Source organism: Pseudomonas sp. MDT2-39-1, assembly GCF_054898085.1.
Genome location: NZ_CM142716.1, coordinates 5,293,958 through 5,307,914, shown reverse-complemented (window position 1 = coordinate 5,307,914; position 13,957 = coordinate 5,293,958). Strand labels below are relative to the sequence as shown.

At 61.2% G+C, this 13,957-nt stretch carries 8 protein-coding genes and 1 pseudogene; 7 read left to right on the top strand and 2 right to left on the bottom strand.

Annotation, left to right across the window (positions count from 1 at the left end):
* Nucleotides 1–2: 2 nt before the first annotated feature.
* Complete coding sequence (gene rlmKL, locus ACYZTM_RS24855) at nucleotides 3–2,279, bottom strand: bifunctional 23S rRNA (guanine(2069)-N(7))-methyltransferase RlmK/23S rRNA (guanine(2445)-N(2))-methyltransferase RlmL (protein WP_461985150.1); 2,277 nt, start codon at nucleotides 2,277–2,279, stop codon at nucleotides 3–5.
* Between the two features lie 528 nt (nucleotides 2,280–2,807).
* Between rlmKL and rmf the strand changes: the two genes are divergently transcribed.
* Nucleotides 2,808–3,023, top strand: a complete 216-nt coding sequence (rmf, locus tag ACYZTM_RS24850; RefSeq protein WP_003223300.1) for a ribosome modulation factor — start codon at nucleotides 2,808–2,810, stop codon at nucleotides 3,021–3,023.
* 249 nt (nucleotides 3,024–3,272) lie between these two features.
* Here rmf and ACYZTM_RS24845 read toward each other — a convergent pair whose 3' ends face one another.
* The gene (locus tag ACYZTM_RS24845; RefSeq protein ID WP_131060000.1) at nucleotides 3,273–4,292 is read right to left on the bottom strand and encodes a quinone-dependent dihydroorotate dehydrogenase; all 1,020 of its coding nucleotides are present in this window, start codon (nucleotides 4,290–4,292) and stop codon (nucleotides 3,273–3,275) included.
* A 233-nt stretch (nucleotides 4,293–4,525) separates the two neighbouring features.
* Here ACYZTM_RS24845 and ACYZTM_RS24840 point away from each other — a divergent pair, with 233 nt between their 5' ends.
* The 6 genes and pseudogenes from ACYZTM_RS24840 to ACYZTM_RS24815 all read left to right on the top strand — a co-directional run bounded on the left by ACYZTM_RS24840 (nucleotide 4,526) and on the right by ACYZTM_RS24815 (nucleotide 13,951).
* A complete protein-coding gene (locus tag ACYZTM_RS24840; RefSeq protein WP_461985148.1) occupies nucleotides 4,526–5,737 on the top strand; it encodes a CmpA/NrtA family ABC transporter substrate-binding protein in 1,212 nt (403 codons plus the stop codon).
* 15 nt (nucleotides 5,738–5,752) lie between these two features.
* Entirely contained in the window at nucleotides 5,753–6,328 is a 576-nt protein-coding gene (locus ACYZTM_RS24835) for an ANTAR domain-containing response regulator (protein WP_008146285.1), read from the top strand.
* Between the two features lie 330 nt (nucleotides 6,329–6,658).
* Nucleotides 6,659–7,870, top strand: coding sequence for a nitrate/nitrite transporter (locus tag ACYZTM_RS24830; RefSeq protein ID WP_131060002.1), 1,212 nt, complete (start codon nucleotides 6,659–6,661; stop codon nucleotides 7,868–7,870).
* A 7-nt stretch (nucleotides 7,871–7,877) separates the two neighbouring features.
* Nucleotides 7,878–9,548 carry a protein kinase domain-containing protein gene (locus ACYZTM_RS24825; RefSeq protein WP_461985146.1) on the top strand — a complete coding sequence of 557 codons (1,671 nt, stop codon included), beginning with the start codon at nucleotides 7,878–7,880 and terminating at the stop codon, nucleotides 9,546–9,548.
* A gap of 429 nt (nucleotides 9,549–9,977) precedes the next feature.
* A pseudogene (locus tag ACYZTM_RS24820) lies at nucleotides 9,978–11,234 on the top strand (NAD(P)/FAD-dependent oxidoreductase); the annotation flags it as partial.
* 2 nt (nucleotides 11,235–11,236) lie between these two features.
* Nucleotides 11,237–13,951 (top strand): nitrate reductase, encoded by a 2,715-nt coding sequence (locus tag ACYZTM_RS24815; protein ID WP_461985144.1) that lies wholly within the window; start codon nucleotides 11,237–11,239, stop codon nucleotides 13,949–13,951.
* Nucleotides 13,952–13,957: the final 6 nt, after the last annotated feature.

Genomic DNA, 13,957 nt, shown 5'->3' with positions numbered 1-13,957 from the left:
TGTCAACGGGCCGTGATTTTCCAGGCACGGTGGATCTTGCCATTACGGGCGAAATCCGGATCGATGGTCTGGGCAGTGATTTCTTCAACGGCGTAACGCTCGGCGAGGTTTTCCTCGAGCGTGAACTTGCGGAAGTTGTTGGAGAAGTACAACACGCCTCCCGGCGCCAGACGCGCCATGGCCAGGTCGATCAACTGCACCTGGTCGCGCTGCACGTCGAAGATCCCTTCCATGCGCTTGGAGTTGGAAAACGTCGGCGGGTCGATGAAGATCAGGTCGTACTCGTCACGGCAGGCATCGAGCCACGCCATCACGTCACCCTGCTCCAGACGGTTCTTGTCAGAGAAACCGTTCAGCGACAGGTTGCGACGCGCCCAGTCCAGGTATGTTTTCGACAAATCGACGCTGGTCGTGCTGCGCGCGCCGCCCTTGGCCGCGTGAACACTGGCCGTCGCGGTGTAGCTATACAGGTTGAGGAAGCGCTTGCCGGCCGCCTCTTTCTGGATGCGCATACGCATTGGACGGTGGTCGAGGAACAGCCCGGTGTCGAGGTAGTCAGTGAGGTTGACCAGCAGCTTCACGCCACCTTCGTTGACCTCGACGAACTTGCCCTGCGCCGCTTGGCGTTCGTACTGCTTGGTGCCGCTCTGACGCTCGCGGCGCTTGACCACCACGCGGCTCTTGTCGATGTTCAACGCCTGCGGAATGGCCGCCAGGGCGTCAAACATGCGCGCCGAGGCTTTTTCCGGGTCGATGGATTTCGGCGCGGCGTATTCCTGGACGTGGACCCAATCCTGATACAGATCGATGGCCATGGAATATTCCGGCATGTCGGCATCGTAGACGCGGTAGCAGTCGATGCCTTCGCGCTTGATCCACTTGCCCAGGGCCTTGAGGTTCTTTTGTAGACGGTTGGCAAACATCTGCCCGCCTTCGCTCAAGCGCGGTTGCTCGATCACCACCGGGGCCGGTTTGATCGGGTTGCCGTTCTTGTTGTACTTCTCGTACTTGCCCGGCGCTACATCGTTGTCGGCGACTTCGACTTCAGCTTGAACTTGTTCACGCTCGACCTGACGCTGTTCCGGGGTGCGACGCTCGCCGGTGACGAACTGGTCCGGCGTGACCTTGATCAGCAGCAATTTGCACGGCAAGGCGCCGTTCCAGAACGAATACTGTTTGTGGCTGCGGATGCCCATGCGCTTGCCCAGGTCCGGGGCGCCGGTGAATACCGCCGCTTCCCAGTTCAGGCACGCCTGACGCAGACGCTCGCCGAGATTCTGGTAGAGATAGAGCAAGCTCGCTTCGTCACCCAGACGCTCGCCGTACGGCGGGTTGCAGATCACCAGACCTTTCTGGTTCTGGTCCGGACGCGGCTCGAACGTGCCGACTTCGCCCTGGTAGATCTTGATCCACTCGCTCAGGCCCGCACGCTCGACGTTGTTGCGGCCCGGTTGAATCAGGCGCGGGTCGGCTTCGTAACCGCGAATCCACAGTGGTGGCTTGGCCAGACCGGCCGCGGCGCGTTCGGTGGCTTCTTCGTGCAGCTTTTTCCACAGCGCCGGGACGTGACCGAGCCAGGCGGTGAAGCCCCACTGCTCACGACGCAGGTTCGGCGCCATGTCGGCGGCGATCATTGCAGCTTCGACGAGGAACGTACCGACACCGCACATCGGGTCAGCCAGTGCGCCGCCATCGGCCGCAATGCGTGGCCAACCGGAACGGATCAGGATCGCTGCCGCAAGGTTTTCCTTCAGCGGTGCCGCGCCCTGCTGCAAGCGATAACCGCGCTGGTGCAGGCTGTGGCCGGAGAGGTCGAGGGACAGAATGGCTTCGCCACGGTCCAGGCGCAGGTGAATGCGCAGGTCCGGGTTGAGCTTGTCGATGGACGGACGGTCGCCTTGCGGGGTGCGCAGTTTGTCGACGATGGCGTCTTTGACTTTCAGGGCGCCGAAGTGAGTGTTGTCGATGCCCGAGCCATGACCGCTGAATTCGACGGCCAGGGTGCCGTCATTGAGCATGTGGTCTTGCCACTCGATATCGAGCACGCCGTGGTACAGGTCTTCGGCGTCCTTCATCGGGAAACGCTTGAGCACCAGCAGCACCCGGTTCGCCAGACGCGACCACAGGCACAGGCGATAAGCGGTTTCCATGGTGGCCATGCCGCGCACGGCAGAGGTGTGCTCACGCGCTTCTTCAAGGCCAAGCCCGACGGCTTCCTCGATGAGCAGGCCTTCAAGGCCTTTTGGGCAAGTGAGGAAGATTTCGAATTGATCGGACATTGGAATTTCAGAGCCTTTCTAAGTGAACCGGCAACGCATTGCCGGCCCGGTTTTCAATCAGGCGCTTTTCTAAAAGAGCGCCCGCGTGGCACGAAGGTGTGCCGTCCCACCCGTGCTGCTCAGGTTAGAAGAGCTTAGATGCACAGGCAGATAAAAAAGTTGATGCAACAAAATGTCATAAGCCGACCCTTCGTCGAATAGTGCTCCTGTTCAACAGGAGCCATTCTCACTAAAGGATTAACCCCGTCATCCTGCGGGGGGCCGATCATACAGGGCTTTGGCCAATAAACATGGGACAAACATCGCGTTACTTATGGCCTTAGCATCTTTCTGGTTACGTTCTTATGACAAAACGATCATTCCCTCGATGTGACGCATTGGTTAGAACTCAACACAGGTTGACGTCGCAACGGCGTCAACACCTTGGCTCGCGACGCCGGCAGCGAGCCCCAACGGCAGAAGTTTTTCTGCCAGACCTCAATTGAGGTCGACGCGATAAATACAGTCAACAAGTGAGGGCAACACCCTATGAGAAGACTTAAGCGTGATCCGTTGGAAAGAGCATTTTTGCGCGGATATCAATATGGCGTTGGTGGCAAATCCCGTGAGCTTTGCCCATTTACTCTACCGTCGGTACGCCAAGCCTGGATTAACGGCTGGCGAGAAGGACGCGGCGACAACTGGGACGGTATGACCGGCACTGCGGGAATCCATAGACTCAACGAACTTCACGCCGTCGGCTAATTACAGGGCTTAACACACTCCGACACGACAATCTGATGACTGAATGACTTAACCACGCACGCCCCATCCGGGCGGCGGGCTTCGGCCCAGGGGCACCTTCGAGGTGCCCTTTTTTATGCCTGAAAAAACTCACCTCGAGCTGCAAACACATTCCCTGTGGGAGCGGGCTTGCTCGCGAAAGCGTTGTTTCAGTCAGCATCATCTTTGAAGGTTAAATCGCTTTCGCGAGCAAGCCCGCTCCCACAGGGGTTAGCGCAATGCTGCGATGGCGTCTACGGATTCACGAATCAATGCAGGGCCTTTATAGATGAAGCCGGAATAGAGCTGCACCAGGCTCGCCCCCGCAGCGATTTTCTCGGCCGCGTGTTTGCCTTCGGTGATGCCGCCCACGGCGATGATCGGCAAGCGGCCGGCCAACTCTGCCGCCAGCACTTTCACGGTGTGGGTGCTCTTGTCGCGAACCGGTGCGCCGGACAGACCGCCCGCCTCGTCACCGTGCTCCATGCCTTCGACGCCCACGCGGCTCAGGGTGGTGTTGGTGGCGATCACCGCGTCCATCCCGGTTTCGATCAACGCCTGCGCGACCTGCGCGGTTTCTTCATCGGTCATGTCCGGCGCGATCTTGATCGCCAGCGGTACGTGTTTGCCGTGGCGCAACGCCAGTTCGGCGCGACGGGTCGCCAGATCGGCGAGCAATTGCTTGAGCGAATCGCCGAATTGCAGGCTGCGCAGACCCGGGGTGTTCGGCGAGCTGACGTTGACCGTCACGTAGCTGGCGTGGGCGTAGACCTTGTCCAGGCAGATCAGGTAATCGTCGACCGCCCGCTCAACCGGTGTATCGAAGTTCTTGCCGATATTGATACCCAGCACGCCCTTGTACTTGGCCGCCGCCACGCGGGCCAGCAGGTGATCGACCCCGAGGTTGTTGAAACCCATGCGGTTGATGATCGCCTCGGCATCCGGCAGACGGAAAATTCGTGGCTTCGGGTTGCCCGGCTGTGGACGCGGGGTGATGGTGCCGATTTCGACAAAACCAAAACCCAGCTGGGCAAAACCGTCGATGGCCGCGCCGTTCTTGTCCAGACCGGCCGCCAAACCCACCGGGTTCGGAAATTCCAGCCCCATGACGTTCACCGGCATTTTCGCCGGCGCCTTGCACAGCAAGCCGTTGAGGCCCAAACGTCCGCCCGCGCCGATCAGGTCCAGGGACAGATCGTGGGAGGTTTCCGGGGAAAGTTTGAACAACAGCTGACGGGCCAGGGTGTACATGGGTGATTTTGACTCGAATGGCGGCGAAATGAGGCGGCGATTATAGCCGGGCATCGCGGTCGCAAGCGAGTTGCGCAACAAAATCGGCTGGCGATGGCATATGCCTTGCACCAGCATAGGCATCAGCACTCATGCCAACGGCGGGATGAGTCGAAAGACAAAGGCGTCGTCACTCGGCCTTGCCCTGGCAAGCAGCCCGGAAAACGGCGCTTTTTTTTGGAAGGTGTTTAGCCATGAATGAAACCACAGCGGGCCCGTTGGCCTGGGTCAATGGCAGCGATGCCCCGGAAAAGACCGAAATCAATCTTGGCTTCATGGCCCTGAGTGACTGTGCCTCGGTAGTGGTCGCGGCCACGCAGGGTTTCGCGCAGCCTTACGGCCTGACCCTGAACCTCAAGCGCCAGTCATCCTGGGCCAACCTGCGGGACAAACTGGTCAGCGGCGAACTCGACGCCGCCCACAGCCTGTACGGTCTGATTTACGCCGTGCACCTGGGCATCGGCGGCGTCGCGTCCACCGACATGGCGGTGCTCATGGGTCTGAACCAGAACGGCCAGAGCATCAACCTTTCTCACGGCTTGCAAGCGTTGGGGGTGACCAGTCCTGAAGCACTGGACCGGCACGTGCACCAAAGTCGCCCAAAACTGACCTTCGCCCAGACATTTCCCACCGGCACTCATGCCATGTGGCTGTATTACTGGCTCGCGAGCCAGGGCATTCATCCGTTGCAGGACGTCGACAGTGTGGTGGTGCCGCCGCCACAGATGGTCGAGCACCTGCAAGCCGGGCGCATCAATGGCTTCTGCGTCGGCGAGCCGTGGTCCGCCAGCGCGGTGAAGCAGAATCTGGGCTTCACGATGGCGACGAGCCAGACCATCTGGCCCGATCACCCGGAAAAAGTCCTCGGTTGCACCCGCGCCTTTGTCGAGCAATACCCCAACACCGCCCGGGCGCTGGTGATGGCGATCCTCGAAGCCAGTCGCTTCATCGAGGACAGCAGCGAAAACCGTCGCAGCACCGCGAAGCTGTTGAGCGCGCCCGAATACCTCGATGCGCCGCTCGATTGCATCGAACCGCGCTTGCTCGGCGACTACGCCGACGGCCTCGGCAATCGCTGGCAAGACCAGCACGCGCTACGTTTCCATGCGGGCGGCGAGGTCAACCTGCCGTACTTGTCCGACGGCATATGGTTCATGACCCAGTTCCGCCGTTGGGGCTTGTTGCGCGACGACCCGGATTACCTCGGCGTGGCCCGTCAGGTCCAGCAACTAGACATGTACCGTGAGGCCGCCAGCGCAGTCGGTGTTGCCGCCGGGAGCCAGGAGATGCGCAGCAGCCAGTTGATCGACGGCATAATCTGGGACGGCTCGGACCCGACCGGTTATGCCCGCAGTTTCAAGCTGCACGCCATGAGCGAAAGCTCCCCCATTCTCGCCAGCCGCTGACAGGAGACTGCGAATATGTTGCGTATCCTGCTGATCAACGACACCGCGAAGAAAGTCGGTCGCCTGAAAGCGGCCCTGACCGAAGCCGGGTTTGAAGTGATCGACGAATCCGGTCTGACCATCGACCTGCCCGCGCGCGTCGAAACGGTGCGTCCGGACGTGATCCTGATCGATACCGAGTCACCGAGCCGCGATGTGATGGAGCAAGTGGTGCTGGTGTCCCGCGACCAGCCGCGGCCGATTGTGATGTTTACCGACGAACATGACCCCGATGTGATGCGCCAGGCAATCAAGTCCGGGGTCAGCGCCTACATCGTCGAAGGCATTCACGCACAACGCTTGCAGCCGATTCTCGACGTGGCCATGGCACGCTTTGAAAGCGATCAGGCCCTGCGCGCCCAGCTGAACGCCCGCGACCAGCAACTGGCCGAGCGCAAGCGCATCGAGCTGGCCAAGGGGCTGCTGATGAAAATGAAGGACTGCAACGAGGAAGAGGCCTACACCCTGATGCGCCGCCAGGCCATGAGCCGGCAGCAGAAGCTGATTCAGGTGGCGGAGCAGATTATTGCCATGAGTGAGTTGCTTGGCTGAGGTTTTGTGGTGCCTTTGAAGGCCCCTTCGCGAGCAAGCCCGCTCCCACATTTTGATCGCGGTCTTATGTGGGAGCGGGCTTGCTCGCGAAGGGCGCGACTCGGTCTCGGGCTGTTGGCACAGATCTGGCTAAGTAATCCACACAGGTAACCAACGGCGGTTGCCCCACCTACGACAAAGACGTCGCTCACCTCATTTGCTCATGGCGAACCGGGTGGCGGCGTTTTTTCGTTTTGGCCCCAGAGATCGGGGCCGGTGGTGCGGCCGAAGCGGCGCCCCACCTGCAAGCTCCTGACTCCTTCTCGAGACTCCCTACAGCTGAGGTGCGCGATGAATTCAAGCTTCTGGAAATCCGGTCACAAGCCCACGTTGTTCGCAGCGTTCCTCTATTTCGACCTGAGTTTCATGGTCTGGTACCTGCTCGGCCCCTTGGCGGTGCAAATCGCCGCCGACCTGCACCTGACGACCCAACAGCGCGGGCTGGTGGTGGCCACGCCAATTCTGGCCGGTGCCGTGCTGCGCTTTGTCATGGGCTTGCTGGCTGATCGCCTGTCGCCGAAAACCGCCGGGCTGATCGGCCAGGTGATCGTTATCTGTGCGCTGTTCGGTGCCTGGAAACTCGGCATCCACAGCTACGAGCAAGCGCTGGTACTGGGCCTGTTCCTCGGCATGGCCGGTGCGTCGTTCGCCGTCGCGCTGCCGCTGGCCTCGCAGTGGTATCCGCCGCAGCATCAAGGCAAGGCCCTGGGCATCGCCGGTGCCGGTAACTCGGGGACAGTGCTCGCCGCATTGATCGCCCCGGTACTGGCGGCCGCAGTTGGCTGGAGCAACGTGTTCGGTTTCGCCCTGATCCCGCTGATCCTGACCATTATCGTTTTCGCCTGGCTGGCCAAAAACGCCCCTGAGCGGCCGAAAGCCAAGTCCATGTCCGACTACTTAAAGGCATTGGGCGACCGCGACAGTTGGTGGTTCATGTTTTTCTACAGCGTGACCTTCGGCGGCTTCATCGGCCTTGCCAGCGCCCTGCCCGGCTACTTCAACGACCAATACGGCCTGAGCCCGGTGACCGCCGGCTACTACACCGCGGCTTGCGTGTTCGGTGGCAGCCTGATGCGTCCATTGGGCGGCGCGCTGGCGGACCGTTTCGGCGGTATCCGCACGTTGCTGGGCATGTACACGGTCGCAGCGGTCTGCATCGCGGCGGTGGGTTTCAATCTGCCGAGTTCCTACGCGGCACTGGCGCTTTTCGTCTGCACCATGCTCGGTCTGGGTGCGGGTAACGGTGCGGTTTTCCAACTGGTCCCGCAGCGTTTTCGTCGGGAGATCGGCGTGATGACCGGTTTGATCGGCATGGCCGGCGGCATCGGCGGCTTCGCACTCGCGGCGGGCATGGGCGCGATCAAGCAAAGCACCGGCAGCTATCAACTGGCCTTGTGGTTGTTCGCCAGCCTCGGCGTGCTCGCCTGGTTCGGCCTGCACGGGGTGAAACGTCGCTGGAGAACCACGTGGGGTTCGGCCGCTGTGACTGCTGCCCGGGTCTGAGGCCTTAATGAGCCTGCAACTGAGCTTTGCCGAAGCAAGCGCCATCGGCCCTCGCGAGGAAAACCAGGACGCCCTGCGCCTGGTCACACCGGCCCCGGCGCTGGCGGCGAGCAAGGGTTACCTGTTCGCCATCGCCGACGGGGTCAGCCAGTGCGCCGACGGCGGTCTTGCCGCCCGTTCGACCTTGCAGGCCCTGGCGCTGGACTATTACGCCACCCCGGAAACCTGGGGTGTCGCGCAAGCGCTGGATCGCCTGCTGTTGGCGCAAAATCGCTGGCTGCAGGCCAATGGCGGTGGGCAACCGCTGCTCACCACGGTCAGTGCCTTGGTCATGCGCGGTAGGCGTTTTACCTTGGCCCATGTGGGCGATTGCCGGGTTTATCGCTGGCACGCCGACACCTTGCAACGGGTCAGTGAGGATCACGTCTGGGATCAACCGGGCATGCAGCATGTGCTCAAACGCGCGCTGGGGCTCGATCAGCATTTGGTCCTGGATTTTCTCGATGGCGAGTTGCGGTTAAACGAAAGCTTCGTGCTGCTCAGCGACGGTATCTGGGCTGTGCTGGGTGACACGGCCATTGCGGCAATTCTGCGCGATCAACCGGACCTGCACAGCGCTGCGCAAACCCTGGTCAGCGCAGCGCATCTGGCCGGCAGTCAGGACAATGCCAGCGCCCTGCTGGTGCGGGTCGATGCCCTCGGTGAAACGAGCATCGGCGATGCGCTGATCCATTTGCAGCAATGGCCGCTGCCACACGCATTGAAACCGGGGCAGGTGTTCGAGGGTTGGCAGGTCGAAGGGATTCTTGGCCAGAGCCAGCAGTCACTGCTCTATCGGGTTCGCGACAGCCAACAACAACCCTGGCTGCTGAAAACCTTGCCCGCTGCGCTGCGCGACGATCACCTCGCCGGGCAGGCATTGCTGTCGGAGGAGTGGTTTCTCAAGCGCGTGGCCGGACGGCATTTCCCTGAAGTCCATGCCGCCAGTCAGCGTCAGCATTTGTACTATGTGATGCGCGAACATTCCGGTTCTACCCTGGCGGAGCTGCACGAACGGGTTGCAGCGATGCCGCTGGCGCAATGGCAGGATTTGGCCGAGCGCCTGCTGAAAGCCGTCGGGATGCTGCATCGCCGGCAGATTCTTCATCGCGACATCAAACCGGAAAACCTGTTGTTGGGCGACGACGGCGAGTTGCGCCTGCTGGATTTCGGCCTCGCCTACTGCCCCGGTCTGTCTGAAGACCAGCCCACGACCCTGCCCGGAACACCGAGCTATATCGCGCCGGAAGCCTTTCGCGGTGACGCTCCGACTCCGCAGCAGGACTTGTATGCCGTCGGCGTGACCCTGTATTTCCTGCTGACCGGGCATTATCCCTACGGCGAAATCGAAGCCTTCCAGCGTCCACGGTTTGGTGTGCCCGTCAGCGCCAGTCGTTATCGCCCCGACCTGCCGGACTGGATCGCCCAAAGCCTGGAGCGCGCGGTGGCGGCGGATCCGGTTCAGCGCTTTGAAACGGCGGAAGAATGGTTGCTGCTATTGGAACAGGGAGAGCGGCGCAGTTTGAGTGTGCGGCCTAGGCCGTTGCTAGAGCGCGAGCCGTTGAAGGTATGGCGGACGTTGGCGCTGGTGATGTTGGTGGTGAATCTGGTGCTGCTGGTTTTGCTGTTTCATAGCTGACAGCGAGTCGCGCTCATCGCGAGCAGGCTCACTCCCACAAGGGAGCTCCAGTGTCAGGGAGTCCAATGTAGGAGCGAGCCTGCTCGCGATGGCGGACTTACAGTCACTCCAAATTTATTGGCAACCCGCTCCATTAGCGGGCAACACGCTTCGATTCGGTGCATCAGCCGCAATAACAGCCTGCATAAACCGCCTCTGTCCTAACAAATCCGCCACCTTGGCGACTTGGCACAACCACTGCATTACCTCTCCCAACAGACATAAAGCCCAGCCTTCAACGACGAAGGATGCGCTTCCCGAGAGAACGGGACCAGGACAAAGGCGTCCTCGCTAGGCAACTAGCGGGACGCCTTTTTTTGTTTGCGCAAAATTTGTCGAGCATGACCTGAAAGCCCTGATGAGGCGGGTCCGAGCTCCCCGGAGAACCTGATGAAAAAACTAAAACTGGTGATGATCGGCAACGGCATGGCCGGGGTCCGTACCCTGGAAGAACTGCTCAAGCTGAGCAATGAGCTGTACGACATCACCGTCTTCGGCGCCGAACCCCATACCAACTACAACCGCATCCTGCTGTCGCCGGTCCTGGCCGGTGAGCAAACTTTCGAAGAGATCGTGCTCAACGATCTCGACTGGTACCTGGACAACAACATCAAGCTGCTGCTCAACCGCAAAGTGGTGGAGATCGACCGGATCAAACGCCGCGTGATCGCCGAAGACGGCACCGAAGCCGAATACGATCGCCTGCTGATCGCGACCGGCTCGACCCCGTTCATCCTGCCGATTCCCGGCAACACCTTGCAGGGCGTGATTGGCTATCGCGACATTGCCGACACCCAGGCCATGATCAACACCGCGAAAACCCACAAGCACGCCGTGGTGATCGGTGGCGGCCTGCTCGGCCTCGAAGCCGCAAACGGCCTGATGCTGCGCGGCATGCACGTCACCGTGGTGCACATCGGCGAGTGGTTGCTGGAGCGGCAACTGGATAAAACCAGTGGTCAACTTCTGCAAACCGCGCTTGAAGGCCGCGGCCTGCACTTTCGCCTGCACGAACAGACTCAGGCCCTGCACGACGCTGGCAATGGCCGGGTCGGCTCGGTTGAATTCAAGAACGGCGACATCATCCCCGCCGACCTGGTGATCATGGCCGCCGGCATTCGCCCAAGTACTGAACTGGCAGAAAAAACCGGCATCCCCTGCAATCGCGGAATTCTGGTCAACGACACGATGCAAACCTACGACCCTCGGGTCTATGCCATCGGCGAATGCGCCAACCACCGCGGAACCGCCTATGGCCTGGTCGCGCCGCTGTTCGAGCAAGCCAAGGTCTGCGCCAACCACCTCGCGCAGCTGGGCTTCGCCACCTACAAGGGTTCGGTGACGTCGACCAAACTGAAAGTCACCGGCATCGACCTGTTTTCCGCTGGCGATTTCATGGGCGGTGAAGGCACCGAAACCATCACCCTCTCCGACCCGATCGGCGGGGTCTACAAAAAACTGGTGATCAAGGATGACGTGCTGGTCGGCGCCTGTCTGTACGGCGATACGGCAGATGGCGGTTGGTATTTCCGGCAGATTCGTGAGAATCACGACATCGGCGAGATCCGCGATCACCTGATGTTCGGCGGCTCTTCGTTTATGGAGCAGGCCCTTGGCGACGCAGGACACCCAGGCAGGGAAGCAAGCTGATGAACCAGATCACCGCTTCCACCTGCTGCTACTGCGGGGTCGGCTGCGGCGTGCTGATCGAGCATGACGGCAAGCGCATCCTCGGCGTCAGCGGCGATCCGAGTCACCCGGCCAACTTCGGCAAGTTGTGCAGCAAGGGCTCGACCTTGCACCTGACGGGCGACTTGACTGCGCGAGCGTTGTATCCCGAATTGCGCCTCGGAAAAGGCCTGGCCCGCAGCCGCACCGACTGGGACACCGCCCTCGACCACGCGACCCATGTCTTTGCCCAAACCATCGCCGAACACGGCCCGGACAGCGTGGCGTTCTACATTTCCGGGCAGTTGCTGACCGAGGACTACTACGCCTTCAACAAACTGTCGCGGGCGCTGGTGGGCACCAACAACATCGACAGCAATTCGCGGCTGTGCATGTCGTCTGCGGTGGTCGGTTACAAGCGCAGCCTAGGGGCCGATGCGCCGCCGTGCAGTTACGAAGACCTGGAGTTGACCGACTGCGTGATGATCGTCGGCAGTAACATGGCCTACGCCCACCCGGTACTGTTTCGTCGCCTGGAAGAAGCCAGATCCCGCCGCCCGCAGATGAAAGTCATCGTCATTGACCCACGTCGTACCGACACGTGCGATTTGGCTGACCTGCACCTGGCGATTCTTCCCGGGACCGATGTCGCCTTGTTCCATGGGATTCTGCACCTGCTGCTGTGGGAAGACTGGATTGACCGCGATTTCATCCAGGCTCACACCGAAGGCTTGGCCGAGCTGAAGAACCTGGTGCGCGATTACACGCCGCAGAGGGTGTCGCAGCTGAGCGGGATCAGCATCGAGCAATTGCAGGAGTGCACTGAATGGGTCGGCACCTCCAAGAGTTTTCTGTCGCTGTGGTGCATGGGACTGAACCAGTCCACTGCCGGCAGCGCGAAAAACAGCTCGCTGATCAATCTGCACCTGGCCACCGGGCAAATCGGCCGTCCCGGTGCAGGACCTTTCTCCCTGACCGGTCAGCCAAATGCCATGGGCGGACGGGAAACCGGCAGTCTGTCGAACCTGCTGCCGGGCCATCGCGAAGCGGCCAATGCCGAGCATCGCGCGGAAGTGGCGGCCTATTGGGGCGTTGATCAACTGCCCGAACACACCGGGCTCACCGCGATCGAGTTGTTTGAGCAGGTTCGTAGCGGCAAAATCAAAGCCCTGTGGATCGCCTGCACCAACCCGGCCCAATCGCTGCCGGACCAGACCGCCGTGCGCGCCGCACTGGAGGCTTGCCCGTTCGTGGTGTTGCAGGAAGCCTTTCGCACCACCGAAACCGCCGCGTTTGCCGACCTGCTATTGCCCGCCGCCAGTTGGGGCGAAAAGGACGGCACGGTGACCAACTCCGAACGGCGCATTTCTCACGTTCGCCGGGCCATCATCGCACCGGGTGAAGCGCGCGCCGACTGGGCGATCACGGTAGATTTCGCACAACGCCTGGAAAAACATCTGCGCCCTGGGCAAAACAGCCTGTTTAACTTTGAAACGCCGGCGCAAGTCTTCGACGAATACAAACACCTGACCCGTGGGCGTGATCTGGACCTGTCCGGTATCAGTCATGAGCTGATCGACCGCCTCGGTCCTCAGCAATGGCCCTTTCCTATGGGCGCTAGCAAAGGCACCGCCCGCCTGTATCTGGACGGTATGTTCCCGACCGCCAGCGGACGCGCTCAGTTTGTGGCTGATCCGTATCGCGCGGCCAAGGAACAACGCGACGCACGCTTTCCTCTGACCTTGATCACCGGGCGTCTGCGCGATCAATGGCACGGCATGAGCCGCACCGGCACCGCCGCGCAGCTGTTCGGTCACGTCAGTGAAGCCGTGTTGAGCCTGCACCCGGACGAACTGCGCCGGCATCGCTTGCAACCCGGCAATTTGATCAGCCTGAAAAGTCGTCGTGGCGCGGTGATCGTGCCGGTCGCCAGCGACGACAGCGTACGGCCCGGCCAAGCCTTTCTGCCGATGCATTTTGGCGACCGCTTTCTCAAGGGCGGCGTGAATACCCTCACCCTGCCCGCCTTCGATCCGCTGTCGAAACAACCGGAACTCAAACACAGCGGCGTACGACTGGAGCCTGTGCAACTGCCTTGGCAGCTATTCGTCCTGATCGAGGGCAATGTTCAACAGCATTTTGAGACGCTACGCCCGCACTGTGAGGCGTTTTCCTACGCCAGCCTGAGCTTGGTCGGTCGCGAGCGGCCCGCGCTGCTGATACGCGCTGCCAGCGCCGTTGCGCCAGATCCGCAACTGCTGCGTGACATCGATCAATGCCTGGAGCTCAACGACGGCCCGGTACTGGCCTACGACGACCCACGGCGTTCCATCGGCAAACGCGTGCGCATTGAAAACGGCCGGATCACCGCGATTCGTCTGGCCGGCGAAACCCTCGCCCAACACTGGCTGCAAAACCTTTGGCTTGAGGGCCGCGCCGACGAACAACTGCGGCGCTGGCTGCTGGCACCGCTAAGCGCGCCACCGGGCAACGCTGGAACAGCGGCAACGGGCACAAAAACCCTGTGCAACTGCAAGAACGTCAGCCAAAGCGCGGTCTGTGCCGGCATTAGCCGTGGCCTGGACTTGCAGGGTCTGAAACAAGAATTGGGCTGTGGCACGCAATGCGGCTCCTGCGTACCGGAAATCAAGCGTCTGCTGGCTGCCGCCGCGCAGCCGATCGCCGTCATCTCGTGAGGAAAA

Coding starts and splice junctions, on each gene's coding strand:
- rlmKL (WP_461985150.1), bottom strand. CDS start 2,279: ATGTCCGATCAATTCGAAATCTTCCTCACTTGCCCAAAAGGCCTTGAA.
- rmf (WP_003223300.1), top strand. CDS start 2,808: ATGAGAAGACTTAAGCGTGATCCGTTGGAAAGAGCATTTTTGCGCGGA.
- ACYZTM_RS24845 (WP_131060000.1), bottom strand. CDS start 4,292: ATGTACACCCTGGCCCGTCAGCTGTTGTTCAAACTTTCCCCGGAAACC.
- ACYZTM_RS24840 (WP_461985148.1), top strand. CDS start 4,526: ATGAATGAAACCACAGCGGGCCCGTTGGCCTGGGTCAATGGCAGCGAT.
- ACYZTM_RS24835 (WP_008146285.1), top strand. CDS start 5,753: ATGTTGCGTATCCTGCTGATCAACGACACCGCGAAGAAAGTCGGTCGC.
- ACYZTM_RS24830 (WP_131060002.1), top strand. CDS start 6,659: ATGAATTCAAGCTTCTGGAAATCCGGTCACAAGCCCACGTTGTTCGCA.
- ACYZTM_RS24825 (WP_461985146.1), top strand. CDS start 7,878: ATGAGCCTGCAACTGAGCTTTGCCGAAGCAAGCGCCATCGGCCCTCGC.
- ACYZTM_RS24815 (WP_461985144.1), top strand. CDS start 11,237: ATGAACCAGATCACCGCTTCCACCTGCTGCTACTGCGGGGTCGGCTGC.